Origin of the sequence: Tolypothrix bouteillei VB521301 (assembly GCF_000760695.4) — a bacterium.
In the GTDB taxonomy this organism is placed as follows: domain Bacteria; phylum Cyanobacteriota; class Cyanobacteriia; order Cyanobacteriales; family Nostocaceae; genus Scytonema; species Scytonema bouteillei_A.
Genome location: NZ_JHEG04000001.1, coordinates 3,391,854 through 3,406,124, shown reverse-complemented (window position 1 = coordinate 3,406,124; position 14,271 = coordinate 3,391,854). Strand labels below are relative to the sequence as shown.

At 41.3% G+C, this 14,271-nt stretch carries 11 protein-coding genes and 1 pseudogene; 5 read left to right on the top strand and 7 right to left on the bottom strand.

The genetic code is table 11. The features are described from left to right. Positions 1 to 69: 69 nt before the first annotated feature. Positions 70 to 531 (top strand): annotated as a pseudogene (locus HC643_RS13545) (transposase); the annotation flags it as partial. Positions 532 to 621: 90 nt separating this feature from the next. On the opposite strand, the gene HC643_RS13540 reads toward HC643_RS13545, so the two are convergent. The 4 genes from HC643_RS13540 to HC643_RS13525 all read right to left on the bottom strand — a co-directional run bounded on the left by HC643_RS13540 (position 622) and on the right by HC643_RS13525 (position 5,720). Further along, the gene (locus HC643_RS13540; RefSeq protein WP_082051700.1) at positions 622 to 1,206 is read right to left on the bottom strand and encodes a YqhA family protein; all 585 of its coding nucleotides are present in this window, start codon (positions 1,204 to 1,206) and stop codon (positions 622 to 624) included. 284 nt (positions 1,207 to 1,490) lie between these two features. After that, on the bottom strand, positions 1,491 to 3,026 hold the full coding sequence (gene trpE / locus HC643_RS13535; protein WP_038072634.1) for an anthranilate synthase component I: 1,536 nt from the start codon (positions 3,024 to 3,026) through the stop codon (positions 1,491 to 1,493). 130 nt (positions 3,027 to 3,156) lie between these two features. After that, positions 3,157 to 3,588 (bottom strand): photosystem I reaction center subunit II PsaD, encoded by a 432-nt coding sequence (locus HC643_RS13530; protein ID WP_038072633.1) that lies wholly within the window; start codon positions 3,586 to 3,588, stop codon positions 3,157 to 3,159. A gap of 122 nt (positions 3,589 to 3,710) precedes the next feature. Beyond that, on the bottom strand, positions 3,711 to 5,720 hold the full coding sequence (locus HC643_RS13525; protein ID WP_038072630.1) for a DICT sensory domain-containing protein: 2,010 nt from the start codon (positions 5,718 to 5,720) through the stop codon (positions 3,711 to 3,713). A 987-nt stretch (positions 5,721 to 6,707) separates the two neighbouring features. Between HC643_RS13525 and HC643_RS13520 the strand changes: the two genes are divergently transcribed. After that, complete coding sequence (locus HC643_RS13520) at positions 6,708 to 8,987, top strand: amylo-alpha-1,6-glucosidase (RefSeq protein ID WP_038072628.1); 2,280 nt, start codon at positions 6,708 to 6,710, stop codon at positions 8,985 to 8,987. Between the two features lie 122 nt (positions 8,988 to 9,109). On the opposite strand, the gene HC643_RS13515 is transcribed toward HC643_RS13520, so the two are convergent. Further along, positions 9,110 to 9,415, bottom strand: coding sequence for a DUF2973 domain-containing protein (locus HC643_RS13515; protein ID WP_038072626.1), 306 nt, complete (start codon positions 9,413 to 9,415; stop codon positions 9,110 to 9,112). A 188-nt stretch (positions 9,416 to 9,603) separates the two neighbouring features. Then, on the bottom strand, positions 9,604 to 9,942 hold the full coding sequence (locus tag HC643_RS13510) for a DUF2605 domain-containing protein (RefSeq protein WP_017744638.1): 339 nt from the start codon (positions 9,940 to 9,942) through the stop codon (positions 9,604 to 9,606). Between the two features lie 1,296 nt (positions 9,943 to 11,238). Between HC643_RS13510 and thrS the strand changes: the two genes are divergently transcribed. The 3 genes from thrS (at position 11,239) to HC643_RS13495 (ending at position 13,622) form a co-directional block, all read left to right on the top strand. Then, the gene (gene thrS / locus HC643_RS13505; RefSeq protein ID WP_038072624.1) at positions 11,239 to 13,068 is read left to right on the top strand and encodes a threonine--tRNA ligase; all 1,830 of its coding nucleotides are present in this window, start codon (positions 11,239 to 11,241) and stop codon (positions 13,066 to 13,068) included. A 75-nt stretch (positions 13,069 to 13,143) separates the two neighbouring features. Next, positions 13,144 to 13,332 carry a hypothetical protein gene (locus HC643_RS13500; RefSeq protein ID WP_017744636.1) on the top strand — a complete coding sequence of 63 codons (189 nt, stop codon included), beginning with the start codon at positions 13,144 to 13,146 and terminating at the stop codon, positions 13,330 to 13,332. Continuing rightward, the gene (locus HC643_RS13495; protein WP_038072621.1) at positions 13,317 to 13,622 is read left to right on the top strand and encodes a type II toxin-antitoxin system RelE/ParE family toxin; all 306 of its coding nucleotides are present in this window, start codon (positions 13,317 to 13,319) and stop codon (positions 13,620 to 13,622) included. Before HC643_RS13500 ends, HC643_RS13495 begins: the two co-directional genes overlap by 16 nt. Before the next feature lie 122 nt (positions 13,623 to 13,744). Here HC643_RS13495 and bcp read toward each other — a convergent pair whose 3' ends face one another. Next, a complete protein-coding gene (gene bcp / locus HC643_RS13490) occupies positions 13,745 to 14,227 on the bottom strand; it encodes a thioredoxin-dependent thiol peroxidase (protein WP_038118505.1) in 483 nt (160 codons plus the stop codon). Between the last annotated feature and the right edge of the window lie 44 nt (positions 14,228 to 14,271).

Sequence of the window (14,271 nt, the reverse complement as noted above, 5' to 3'; positions counted from 1 at the left end):
AATCAAATTACTTAACAGGATATATAAACAAAATTTTCATTATTAAGTTAAAAAAAGAGCGTATTGGATTTTATTAAGCTAAGAAGAAAAAACAATTGGAAATTAGAATTTGATGAGTTGAGTTCCTTAGTCAAAGCGGGTACATCTGAGAATGCACAAACCTATAGAGTTGTCAATTTTTGTGATTTAGAAACGAAAACTGAGTTTCGCTTAGTCACTAATTTACCTGCGTCGGGCGAGGCTGCTGTTTCTGATGATGAAATTAGAGAGATTTATCGATTACGTTGGGGAGTTGAACTTTTATGGAAAGTTTTAAAGATGCACTTAAAACTCGATAAGTTAATTACTAAAAATGTCAATGGTATCACTCTACAAATTTATGCCTGTCTCATTGCTTATTTAATTTTACAGATTTTATCTATTCCCCAATAATGGGGTCATACATTATTAGATAAACTTCGCTATTTACAATCTTGTATGTGTCAGAAATTTAGTTATGTGCATTGGTTTGAAGAGATTATGTTTTGTTGATTAATTTTAGCTTTTGAGCTTAGTGTTACCTAAAATGTAAATTTTTGTACCAGCATTCAACATTTCTGGATATGATTTGTTTTTCAGAGTTTAGTGTTCCTCTTTGTTATTGGCACCCTCCACTTGATTTTCTAAGTTAGGGTAAATTAAGTTTTTTGTTCCTTTACTGCTAAGAAGTTTTTTCATTTGTTCGCTTTTAGTTTTTTCGCCTAGAAAATAGGTTAATGTTGCAATTACTAAGGCAACACTCAATCCAAAGGGCAATATTTCTCTTCCACTCTCCCACCTTACTGCTTGTCCGAGGAACACAACACCTAAAATTACTACCACAACACTGGCGAGCTTATTTTTAAGGTCATCAATGCTACGAATCTCCAACCAGGTGGGAACTTTGACGCGGTTGTCAATAAACAGTTCATAAAGTCCCAATGCTGCGATGTAGAAAACTGTAGCAAGGAGAAACACATCAATGATTTCGATAAACGATATAATCATGATCTTTGCTTCTTTGCCAGATAAATTACCGACTCGGAGCGCGAGACTTATCGTTATGACAGTTTGAGCAGCCCCGTATACTAAGAGTGCAAACCCTGACAATAATAAACACATGACAGGAACTAGAATCGATACTCGACAGGCTAGAAAAATGTTCTGAATAATATTTCTCAAAAGCATATTGTTAATTTCTTGACTCCAAAATCTGTTCTATGAGATTTTCAGGGTTTCAAACAATTGGTTGACAAACGCGATCTAATATATAACTAACCGGAATAAGCCACTCAAACTAATGATTTAGCGATAAAAGCTAAGAAAAATTAGGTAGCTCAATCGCGCATCTTTTTGTTTTAGTTGCATTTGTACGGAGAGGTGCAAAATATAAAATAACAGATGACAAAGTGAATGAGGTACAACTCATCAGCGTTTATCGGCTTTCATTTGCAGTTCCCAAATCCTTAGGATTATCGCAAACAGCGAATGGCTTCTAAAAGACCTCTAGACTTATTCAATGTTTCCTCATATTCTTTTTCCGGATCGGAATCAGCCACCAAACCCGCACCTGCTTGCACGCTTACCATATTATTCCGAACTACCATTGTCCGAATTGCGATCGCACTATTCAATTGCCCTTCAAAATCATAGTACCCGTAAACACCAGAGTAAACACCGCGACGGCTCGGTTCCAACTCATAAATAATTTCCATGGCTCGAATTTTGGGTGCGCCACTCACTGTTCCCGCAGGAAAGCACGCTTTCAGTAAATCCCATGCTGTTTTTCCCGCTCCAAGTTTACCCACAACATTACTCACAATATGCATTACATGAGAGTAACGTTCAACGACCATCAGTTCATCAACTCTCACAGTTCCACTTTGACAAACTCGCCCCAAATCATTTCGTCCCAAATCGACAAGCATGACGTGTTCTGCAATTTCCTTGGGGTCTTGGAGTAAGTCAAGAGCATTTGCGGCGTCTTCTTGGGGAGTTTTCCCTCGCGGACGCGTTCCTGCAATGGGACGTACTGTTGCGATCGCCTGTCCTTCTGCATCCAGTTCTGCTTTGACCATGACTTCCGGGCTAGAGCCGATAATTTGCCAATCCTGAAAGTTAAAATACGTCATGTAAGGCGAAGGATTGATTTGCCTGAGCGATCGGTATAGAGAAAAGGGATCTCCCGTATATTCCGTTGTCAATCGTTGGGAAATAACAACCTGAAAGATATCTCCTGCTTTGATGTACTCTTTTGCTTTCTCAACACTGGCACAAAAGCTCGATCGCGTAAAGTTACTCTTGTAGTCCTCTATTCCCTTTCCTTTCCGCGCTTTGTTTGTTTCTGGTGGCGTCCATTCTAGAATAGTTTTTTGTGGGGATAGAGGTAAAGAAAGCTTGCTTACCATGTGAGTTACGCGATCGCATGCTTTTTGATAAGCCTGTTCTAATGGCTTCCCCTTCTGAGTCTCTACATCGCGCAAGTCAACATATGCGATCGCCCAAATTTTCCGCTTGACTTGGTCAAAAATTAACAAGCTGTCCACTTGCATCCACAATCCATCTGGAATATTTCGTTCATCTTGTGGATGAATTGGGACTCGCGGTTCTATCCAATGAATCAATTCATAGCCCCAAAAACCGAATAAACCCCCAATCCCTGGAGGTAATTGAGGTAATTTCACTGGTTTATAAGGTTCCAAGCAAGCTTGCAAAGTTGTAAAGGGGTCACCTTCATAGACTTGCTGAGACCCATTGCGGTGTGTTTGAGTGACGAAATCTCCTCTAGCTTCTAAAACCCATAACGGATCGCAACCCACAAAGCTATACCGTCCCAGTTTTTCTCCACCTTCAACAGATTCTAGTAAAAAGCTAAAAGGTTGACCCGCGCAGACTTTGTACCAAGCAGACACGGGTGTATCGAGGTCCGCGACCCATTCTTGGTAGACTGGAACAAAATTGCCCTCTTTAGCTAATTCAGAAAACTCGGAGAATTCTGGGAAAATCATCACGATGGGTTGGTGGTGAGTGGTGAGTGGTTAGTGGTTAGTAACTGGTGGCTGTAGTTAACGATTGATTGTTACTAATAACGACCAACGACCAACTACTAACGACCAACCACTAACCACTAACAATTAACTATGAATTGGGAGCATCATAGGTAGCCGTACCGCTAAATTTAACTTGAGCGGGGCTTGGATTTTCACCGATTCTACGGTCGTTATAACGAACTTTTTCACGACCTTGGTTGACTTTTTCTGGAAAGACACCATCAGCTGGGTGAATGTACTGAATTTCTCCGTTGGGGAAGATCCGATAAACTTTGTAATCTGTGATTTTCAACTTCCGGAGTACTTGACCGCCCAGATAGACGCCATACTCTTTGCGAGCCAAGTATAGCAAGTTTTCTCCTTGGCGCATGATAGCAGTACCACCAGTGGGTAGTTCAAAGGGCTGTTGCTTGGGGCTAGTCCAAGTAATAGCATACTTTTCCTCTGTTTCTGCTTTTTTAAGCAAGCCGCCAGTGTGACCACCAAAAACGGGAGTTTGTCCAGAAAGTGTTTCCGCCATAGAGTTCTCTCTCAACGTTTTTAGGGCATACTATCACCGCAGCTAGCCTTATATTGCGATTACGTCATAGACTGTAACAGTTTTTGGTAATTGCTAATGGCTAATGGCTAATGGCTCTTCAATTATTTACTCTTGACTTTTGAAGGTTTTTGCTCTTGGCTGTTCTCAATAATGGGTATGGTAAAGTGAAACTGACTGCCTTTGTTTTTGCCGCCGGATTCAGCCCAAATTTCTCCTCCCCAACCATTGACAATTTGACGACAAATTGCTAATCCAAGCCCGGTTCCACCTGTGGTACGCCGCAGTGCTCCTTCTTCTTGGTAAAAGCGGTCAAATACGATTTCTAAGCGATTCGGTTCAATTCCCCGCCCGGTATCCGCTACTGTGACCTCAACCATTTTTTGATTGTTGCGCTCCGCCTTGACTGTGATGGTTCCGTCTACAGGTGTAAATTTACACGCATTGTCTATGAGTTTTGCTAAAACTTCTACTAGCCAATCACCGTCAGCTTTCACTAGGGGTAGGTTTTGTGCAATCTGAGTTTTGATTGTGGGGATATTTTCTTTGTCAAAGCGACTTTGTATGCGGCTTAGGGATAAATCCACGCACTCCTGTAAGGTGAGTGATTCGGGATGCCATTCTACTCTTCCGCTTTCTAAATTTGAAAGCGTTAGGAAATCTTGTATCAGTTTTCGCATTCTTTCTGAGTCAGAAAGCGCTGTGTTGAGCATTACCTGTCGCAACTCTAAGGGCATATCTGGTTCAGTAGCAAGGCTTTCCAAACACACTTGTATTGTAGAGAGGGGAGTCCGGAGTTCGTGACCGGTAATTGCGATCAAATTACTGCGCGTGCGATCGAGGGCTTCTAATTGCTGGTTCAGTTCTTCTAAGTTCGCGTATGCTTCTGCTTGGATGAGCGCAACTCCTACTTGTGTGGCGATCGCTTCTACTAAATCAAAATCCCCAGTTTGCCAATCGTGTATATTTTCTTTACAATAATGCAGCTCAACAATACCTAACAACCGCCCCTGGTAGAATACCGGTTCCATCAGCCAAGACAGAATTCCGTGCTTTTTAACAAGTTTTGTCAGTGCTTTGGAACTACTGATGTAAGAATCCGTTCGAGTATCCATAACACAAACACCATCGTTTTGCAATACAACTTCTCGAAACAGGAGGTTGTTTTCTAAAGGCCAAGGTTTTCCTAGAAGAGATGGGACTCCAGGGCTTAAAAACTCGTGTTCTATTTTGGCTTGGACATCTGTTGCTTGAGCGCGGTAAATTAAACAGCGGCAAGCTTCTAAATTCTGTCCGAGTTCTTGAGCTGCGACTTTGAGAATTTCTTGAGGATTGAGCGATCGCCTGATAGCCGTACCAATAGAATTTACCAAACGCTCTTTTCGTGCTTGGGCTGAAATGGAACGATAAGCTTTGTGTAATTTATACTGACTTGCTTGTAAATAAGTCACCAAGCGTTGAACAAAGGGGTCAGTATCGATGTTACAAGCATATTCATTACTGTATGCTGATGTGACTTCGCTGTTGTTCTCGGACAACCCAAACCTTTGACGTGCTTGTTCAATTTTGTCAGACAGTTCCGGTCTGTATTCCAAAATTCTATTCAGTAGCAAGCCAGCTGCTTTGAGACTCACACCTCGTTCTGCTGTCCAAATTCCTTCAAACCTCCGCGCTGTATCCATGTCCAGAGAAGGATTTGTCTCTCGCAGTTTGTTGTTTTTGGTTATAGATCCAACGCTTTCCCGACAAACCAAACAAGTCGCGTAGTTTTGAGCTATGACTACTAAATGCCACTCTTGACTCAACGCATCTTCTGGTTCAAAGGCAATTTTTTCATAGTACTCGGAACTATTGGTGAAGTCCGTTTCTGGTGCTGATAGTACGTATATTTGATTGCTCCGCTGAGCTAGCCTCTGATACCGATGAGCTTCTTGGCGGTAAAATCGCTCTCTCTGAAAGCTTGCGATCACTAAAGGCTGCTCTAAAGTCGCAGCCAAAACTTGATCTTCCATCGCATGGGAGAGCGCTGTTAACGAAGCTTTAAAATATATCTGGGGCCGCAGGTAGGGTAGAGCCTGTAGCAATTCACTCAGCATGGAAGTCGGAATGCTCATCAATGTCTTTTGGTAGCCACAATCTCAGATAAAATCCTTGTCACAGCTGCATTGTACAAATTACAACGTACTCTTTAGTTAATAAAATGGTTGCAATATGTAAAGAATTGTGAAACTCCTCTCCACTAAAAAATGAGGAGTTGGCAGTGAGGCATGGGAAGTGAGTCTTCGAGGTCTAAAGAACACACACACCACAGCCATGGTACGTTTTCGTTATCCATCGGCTAATGTTGGGAAGTTTTAATAATAGCTGACTTGCATAATCTAATATAGTTCACCAAGATCGACTTTAGGTAGTCGCAAGAGGTTAAACGACGGTAATGTGTTATTGAGATACAGTGTGTAGCGATCGCCCCACGCGTATTTCAAATATTAAAGTATGTAATTGAGCCAACAATTTTGTTGCTTAAAAATATCTTTATTCTTTTTTAAAACTTTCCAAAAAAATCTATTTAATCTGTTAGAAATAGGTTAGAGAAAAGTTCAAATCTACGCTTATATGGATAAAATTGTTATGTTTGAGTCTATTTTAACGCATATTCCCATTTATCTGTTGGGTCTGTTAGTGGTTACTAGTTAGTAGTTACTGGGCTTTAAGGCTCTTAACATAAGTTAACATAGTTATGTTTTATTGTGCCGACTGACTTTTGAAGAAAGCAGCCCCAAACGCTCGCTACTCGGGCGCAAGGGAATTAAAGGGGGATTTCTCGCCCCCTTTACTTTGGAACTGTAAAATCCCAAATGTGCAGAGTGTATAGATGGCTCAATCCTGAATGAAAACCTGAAAATTTTCCTTCTGCCATCTGCTATCTGCCTTTCTTAGATAAAAATTTGATGTCGTGAGTTAGATCCAGACCCTATAACCAGCGGTATGCGATTATTATTTTGGCTCAGTGGCTCAAATCATTTTGGATTGGCGTCTTTTTTCCTGTTGACGCTGATGCGATTGAGAAAAACAAGTAGACCTGTACACACGGATATTAGCTGATGACACCGGATACCCTCATGACCCCGGAGAAAATTGTTCTGGACGGAAAAACCTTTGTTCCTGCTGACCAAGTACCTATTTCAGAGTGGCCCTGCGTAATCAGTGAAAAACCGCAGCCAACATTGACGGTTAAAGACGATGATTTATTTTTTATAACAGACACTCTCGGAAATGTCTCTGGTTGCGGGTTAAATGACGGTCCGAGTTTGGGCTTGTTTTGCAGTGATACGCGATTCCTCAGTCGTTTGGAGTTGCAAATTGAAGGGCATTCACCCATACTCCTAAGCAGTACGGCTGACAAAGGATTTTCACTATCGGTTTTATGTACCAACCCCAGAATAGACGAACGCCTGAGGCCAGATACATTGGGTATTCGTCGGGAATTTGTACTGAATGGTGCTCTCTTTGAAGAATTGGAAGTCTCAAATTATAGCACAACTTCCATTTCTTTTGAACTTAGCATCAGTTTTGAAGCAGATTTTGCCGATCTATTTGAAGTCCGTGGCTATAGCCGGGACAATCGGGGTAAACTTTTGCGGCAGGTAGAGGAAGCGCCAGAGGAAACGTCCTCCCTTGAAGGAGTTCTGGCACAAACTCAAAATCCAACGCATAAGGAACAATCAATTTCACTTGCCTATCAAGGTCTTGATGGTTTGGTGATGGAATCCCGCATTCAATTTCAGTATCGGCAACCAGACTATTTTAAAGGATATACGGCTATTTGGAGATTGGAATTGGCTTCCCACGAAACCCAAAAGTTGGGTTATCGAGTGAATTTATTAACCAACAACCAATCGAGCTCTACAGTCAGTGCTGCTATCACCTTAGGACAAGCAAAAGCTTCTGAGTTGATGGAAGAGCAAAACTGGGTACACCAAATTACACAAATTCGCTCGGATAAAAGCTATTTTAATCGAATTATTGAGCGTGCCGAACAGGATATGTATTTATTGCGCCAATCTTTTGGTAAATACAAGACTGTTTCCGCAGGAGTTCCTTGGTTTTCGGCACTATTTGGCAGAGACTCCATCATTACGGCTTCTCAAACTTTGATGCTAAATCCTCAGATTGCCAAGGAAACTCTATACATACTGGCGAATTACCAAGGCAAAGTAGAGAACGATCGCCGAGACGAAGAACCGGGTAAGATGTTGCACGAGTTGCGGTTTGGGGAACTTGCACGCTGTCAGGAAATACCTCATACACCTTACTACGGTACGGTAGATGCCACTCCCTTGTGGCTGATGCTATATGCTGAGTATTATGCCTGGACTCATGATGGAGAGACTTTAGAACATCTCTGGTCTAATGCACTAGCGGCAATGGAATGGATTGACCGCAGTATGAAAAACACGGGTTACCTCAGCTACTACCGTAAATCTAAAAAGGGGCTTGCCAACCAAGGGTGGAAAGATTCTGGAGATTGTATTGTTAACCGCAAAGGAGAGTTGGCTAACGGACCAATTGCCCTGTGTGAAGTACAAGCTTACGTTTATGCTGCCAAATTACGCTTGGCAGAAATCGCTAGAATGAAGAAGCGCATTGATTTGTCAGATCGATGGACGGAAGAAGCCAGAAATTTGAAGCTTCGCTTCAACAGAGACTTTTGGATGGAAGACCAAGATTTTTGCGCCTTGGCTTTGGATGGCGATGGCGATCGCGTAGATAGCATTACATCCAATCCCGGTCACTGTCTGCATTTAGGAATATTTACCCCAGAAAAAGCTTACAGCGTTGCCGAACGATTGCGCGGACCGGATATGTTCAACGGTTGGGGTATTCGTACCCTAAGCAGTTTATCACCTGCTTACAATCCCATGGGATATCACATTGGTTCAGTTTGGCCTCACGATAATTCCCTCATTGCTATGGGTTTGCGTTCCCTCGGTTTGATCGACCAAGCCTTGGAACTTTTTGAGGGCTTATTCGACATGACTAATCAGCAGCCCTACGGTCGTCCTCCAGAATTATTCTGCGGCTACGAACGCAATGGCGATAATGCCCCCGTGCAGTATCCTGTTGCTTGTACGCCTCAGGCTTGGGCTACAGGCAGCATTTTCCAACTGCTGCAAATGATAGTTAACCTAGTGCCAGATGCTCCCAACAATTGCTTGCGAATTATCGACCCTGCCTTACCGGAGTCGATAAATCGTCTGTCCCTACATAATTTGCGCGTTGGTGGTACAATTCTCGATCTAGAATTTGAGCGTTCCGGAAGCACAACAGCTTGCCGCGTTGCTAAAAAACGCGGTAACCTTCGGGTAGTGATAGAAGCTTAAGGAATTATGAATGATAAATTATGAATTATGAAACTCTTAAAAATTCATAATTCTTTATGAATGATGAATTATGAAACTCTTAAAAATTTATAATTCATCATTCATACTTCATAATTCATAATTTATTCTTCTTTCTCGATTTTTTGTCCTGGAGAAGCTTCGTAAAGTGCATCGAGCTTTTGACGGGCGTCTTCAACGTTGATCGATCGCATAACTAACAATGGTTCTCTAATTAAGTTACCAGACGCATCCAGTAACTCTGGATGGGGTGTAAATGATTTGTGAGTGTTGCGATCGCCTAACGATACAGATTTTGGTGGATACACTCGCTCTCTATCAAAACTAAATAAAATCAAATTGCGAATTAAATTTGCAACTGCTATAAAAGCCAATAAAGTAAAGGCAAAAATGTAAAGTAGGTGCAACATTGTTTTTCCTCCAGAAGTAGCTAATTTTAATGAAAAGTTTTTAAATGCAGTTAGTGAATGCCAAAGGATACCAAATGCTTAACGCACTGTTGGTGCGCCTGTATTTATAAAATGAAAATTTTTAACTCAGAAAAAAGAATGGTAGCATAATATACACTTGCCCTTAGGAAATGTTAAAGAATCTTGACTTATATGCTGTCTCTCTGTTGTTCATTATCTCGCATTTGACGGAAGCGCATCGCTACATTCCAGCATTGCGATACTAATTGATGCCAAGGGACTAGCGTTGCCATATCAATTCCTACCTTGCTGTCTGTTGCTGTAAATAGCATCTTAGCCGTGTTTACTTCCGCTTGTGCTTGCTTGACTCTCATTAGTAAGTCTGATTGTTCGTTTGGACTCATAAATGAAAGCTGCTCTGTTTCTAAAAAGTTGCGCGATCTCGCAAACCAATACTGAAAATCTTCTAATAATGGTTGCAAAACCGTTTTCAGCAACTCTGATTCCGATAGATTAGAGTCTTGCATAAAGGAGAAGCATATTCTTAACTTTCATACTAATATTAACCCTATTTAAGATTCTTAACATTTTTTAAATCTCTTTCATAAGTCAGAAATTTTCCAGCATCTGTAACATTAGCTACATTTTATCCATTATATAAATTCCTAAATGCGGTTGTACAGATTCCGCAGAGGGATCTTAAAAAAACCATCAATACTCCAAGCGAGATTGCCAGCAATTGCCGCATATACGTATGTTCAATAATACACAGTATAGATTCTTTAAAGGTTTGAAAACTTTGAAAATATTATACTAATTCTCAGAAAACTTAGAGTAACGGGTTAGTTAGCTCCCCCGCTTTTTAAGGAACTTGGGGAGCTAACAGCCATATTTAGCGGGAGCATCCTAATGAGGGAAAAAACGCCGACGATTGGAAACGCAGCTGCACAAACAAAGCCAGCCTACGCAGGCTTCAATCAAGTTCTTGCCTTATGGTAAGTCCAGGGAAAGTAGGTGGTGAGACCATTGCTGTAGGCGGGTTTCCCGCCCCCAGGGAACTGGTAAACAAGGGAGGGCGTATAACCCTAGAATTTTATTCTGAGGGCAATGTGCATTCATTGGAATACTCACCATCTAACTGCCATTTCTCCCCGAAAATCAATCCAAAACGCTAAATATGGCAACAAGTAACCTTATAATTATTAGTTAACAATAAGTTAAGTTAAACTTATGTAAGCTCGCGCAAAACTCACTAGAACCACAAGCAGTAAACCGCTACTACACGGTAGGAGGGATGATATGAGTTGCGAAATTCCACACGAATGCATCTAGGAGCAATGCGAGCGTAAAATATTATGAAAATCTAAAATTAGTCGGGGTCATTACTGACAGTATTATGCTAAGTCTTTATTAGAAATAAATTAAGCAGTTGGGTTTGTAAAAATCAACCCACAGCTATTTAACTAGTTATATTCAGTTCGGAAGCTCACCAATCCAAGATAATGCACGGCATACTTATTAACTTGAGTAAGCTTAGTTGGGGCTGTGTTGATGTTGGGCAGCCCGGAACATTTACTTCACCATTATCAGAATTATGAGGGAAAAGCAACTGTATGGGGTTGGATTATATGCATGACTTAATAGTTGTTAAACAATGAATGGAAGAACTCAAAAATGGTTATATTGAAATACTAAGGTTCCCCCCTGACAACAAATAAAAGCTGACAAGATGAAAATAAAAGTGTATTATAATTAATAATATTTGTTATAAATTTAACTCATAAGTTAACAGTTCAATCGTTTCGCCAATTATTTTATAGCCGATGCCGCCAGAATCATCCAATCAACTAGAAACACCAGAAAAAATAGTATATTTGCCGCGTACTAGCGAGTCAGAGAGTCTAAAAAAAATTCGCCACACGGCTTCTCACGTTATGGCAATGGCTGTACAAAGGCTGTTTCCCAAGGCGCAAGTTACCATCGGTCCTTGGATTGAGAATGGCTTTTACTATGACTTTGACAATCCCGAACCCTTCTCAGAACAGGATTTAAAAGCCATTTACAAAGAAATGGTTAAGTTAATTAATAAAAAGTTACCAGTCATTCGGGAAGAAGTTAGCCGCGAAGAAGCCGAACGCCGTATTAAAGAAATTAACGAACCATATAAGTTAGAAATCTTAGCAGATATTAAAGAGGAACCAATTACAATCTACCATTTAGGAAATGAATGGTGGGATTTGTGTGCCGGACCTCACTTGGAAAGTACAAAGGAGCTTAACCCAAAAGCAATTGAATTGGAAAGCGTAGCCGGTGCTTATTGGCGTGGAGATGAAAATAAAGCACAGTTACAACGTATATACGCAACGGCTTGGGAAACACCAGAACAACTCGCCGAATACAAACGGCGTAAGGAAGAAGCTCTGCGACGAGATCACCGAAGACTGGGTAAAGAACTGGGCTTATTTATCTTTTCAGACTTGGTGGGACCGGGATTACCGTTATGGACTCCAAAAGGAACTCTGTTAAGGAGTCTTCTAGAAGATTTCCTCAAACAGGAACAGTTAAAACGCGGCTATTTGCCAGTCGTGACTCCTCACATTGCCAGAGTTGACTTATTTAAAACCTCCGGACACTGGCAGAAGTATAAAGAAGATATGTTTCCTTTGATGGCAGAGGATGAAGAAGCCGAACAACAAGAGCAAGGTTTCGTTCTCAAGCCAATGAATTGCCCGTTTCACATCCAAATCTATAAGAGCGATTTGCGTTCCTATAGAGAACTCCCCATGCGGTTAGCAGAGTTTGGGACAGTTTACCGTTACGAGCAATCTGGGGAATTGGGTGGTTTGACCAGGGTAAGGGGTTTCACGGTTGATGATTCTCACTTATTTGTCACACCAGAACAGTTAGATAGTGAGTTTCTCAATGTTGTGGATTTGATTTTATCTGTTTTCAACAAACTGCAACTCAAAAACTTTAAAGCGAGACTGAGTTTTCGCGATCCGGCTAGCGATAAGTATATTGGCTCGGATGATGTTTGGGAAAAAGCAGAAGGTGCTATTCAGCGTGCGGTCGAACAGCTAGGGATGGAGCATTTCTTGGGAATTGGAGAAGCAGCTTTTTACGGTCCCAAGCTTGACTTTATTTTTAGCGATGCGTTGGAGCGAGAGTGGCAGTTGGGAACGGTACAGGTAGATTACAATCTGCCAGAAAGGTTTGATTTGGAATATGTGGCAGAAGATGGAGTCCGCAAACGCCCAGTTATGATTCACCGTGCTCCTTTCGGTTCCTTAGAACGGTTGATTGGGATCTTAATTGAGGAGTATGCAGGCGATTTTCCTTTGTGGTTAGCCCCAGTACAAGCAAGATTGTTGCCAGTAGGAGAAGGACAGCTAGATTATGCAAAGGATGTGGCAGCCAAAATGAGAATGTTGGGTATTCGTGCAGAAGTGGATACCACTGGCGATCGCCTTGGCAAACTGATTCGCAATGCTGAGAAAGAAAAAATTCCCGTCATGGCAGTGGTGGGAGCCAAAGAGGTAGAAAGTAATACTCTCAGTATCCGTACTAGGGCTTCTGGAGAATTAGGTACTATGCCTGTCTCAGAGGTCTTAGACAAGATGAAGGATGCCATTGCGAAGTACGAAAACTTTTAACAGAATGTAGATTAAGGGTAGGTTCTTTGCCTACCCTTAAAAAATAATTCATATAAATTTACTAAAAAAAATGCTATGAGTACTACAAAGGAAAAAGTCCAATCTCTGCTGAGCAAACTACCAGACGATTGTTCTGTGGAGGATGTTCAGTATCACCTATACGTACTTGAAAAAGTACGTCAGGGTTTGTTGGCAGCTGACAGTAAGGACACTATCTCTCAAGAGGAAGCCGAGGCGCTTTTACGTAAATGGCTTATCGAGTAGTTTGGTCTCCCAAAGCGCTTGACGATGTAGACGCGATCGCGGCATACATATTTCGTGACTCCGCTTCCTATGCTGCCACAGTAGTTCAGAGAATACTTGATTCTTCTCGTAAGTTAAGCAAACTCCCGCTTTCTGGACCAATTGTTCCGGAATTTAATGACGGTAGCATTAGAGAACTGTTTGCTTACACCTATCGAATTATTTATCAGATTCAAGGTAACACTGTAACAATTGCGGCAGTTATTCATGGCAAAAGGCTCTTAGCACAAGCACATTTGGAAACGGATTAACAAAAAGTATGAAGTCATAAGGATAAAGGAGCGAAAAATTTCATTCTTTATCCTTTTTCTTCATCCATTTCTTGACATATCAATTTCAAACCTGACGACAGACGCGTCGGGTTTGCTCATTTTTACGTGTCTACCAATTTTTGTAATTGCGCCAGTACCGCTACTGCATGACCCTTAGCTTTGACTTTTGGCCAGGTATATGCAATGGTTTGGTTGGGTGCAATCAGAAAAGTTGAGCGTTCCACACCCATATACTCTTTACCCATAAATTTTTTCAATCGCCATGCACCATAAGCATCAGCAACTTGATGCTCTGGGTCACTTAATAATGTAATTGACAAATTATACTTGTTGATAAATTTACAGTGAGTTTTTTCGGAATCTACACTGACACCTAAAATTTTTGCATTCAATTTGCTAAAGTCTTGACTTAACTCGGTGAAGTCTTTAGCTTCTGTCGTACAACCGGGGGTGTCATCTTTTGGGTAGAAGTAAAGAACGATCCACTGACCGGACAAATCACCCAAACTCACTTGATGACCATCTTGGTCTGGTGCAGAAAAATCAGGCGCTTTTTGTCCTGCTTGAGGTATATCGTCTGCCATATTAAGTTAATAAGTATAATTTATTAGTAAGTAGCTTTCGAGGG

Bases quoted from the DNA above. Each gene is read 5' to 3' on its own strand.
- thrS (WP_038072624.1), top strand. From the start codon at position 11,239: ATGCCGCCAGAATCATCCAATCAACTAGAAACACCAGAAAAAATAGTA.
- HC643_RS13515 (WP_038072626.1), bottom strand. From the start codon at position 9,415: ATGTTGCACCTACTTTACATTTTTGCCTTTACTTTATTGGCTTTTATA.
- HC643_RS13525 (WP_038072630.1), bottom strand. From the start codon at position 5,720: ATGAGCATTCCGACTTCCATGCTGAGTGAATTGCTACAGGCTCTACCC.
- HC643_RS13510 (WP_017744638.1), bottom strand. From the start codon at position 9,942: ATGCAAGACTCTAATCTATCGGAATCAGAGTTGCTGAAAACGGTTTTG.
- HC643_RS13520 (WP_038072628.1), top strand. From the start codon at position 6,708: ATGACACCGGATACCCTCATGACCCCGGAGAAAATTGTTCTGGACGGA.
- bcp (WP_038118505.1), bottom strand. From the start codon at position 14,227: ATGGCAGACGATATACCTCAAGCAGGACAAAAAGCGCCTGATTTTTCT.
- HC643_RS13500 (WP_017744636.1), top strand. From the start codon at position 13,144: ATGAGTACTACAAAGGAAAAAGTCCAATCTCTGCTGAGCAAACTACCA.
- HC643_RS13495 (WP_038072621.1), top strand. From the start codon at position 13,317: ATGGCTTATCGAGTAGTTTGGTCTCCCAAAGCGCTTGACGATGTAGAC.
- trpE (WP_038072634.1), bottom strand. From the start codon at position 3,026: ATGATTTTCCCAGAATTCTCCGAGTTTTCTGAATTAGCTAAAGAGGGC.
- HC643_RS13540 (WP_082051700.1), bottom strand. From the start codon at position 1,206: ATGCTTTTGAGAAATATTATTCAGAACATTTTTCTAGCCTGTCGAGTA.
- HC643_RS13530 (WP_038072633.1), bottom strand. From the start codon at position 3,588: ATGGCGGAAACACTTTCTGGACAAACTCCCGTTTTTGGTGGTCACACT.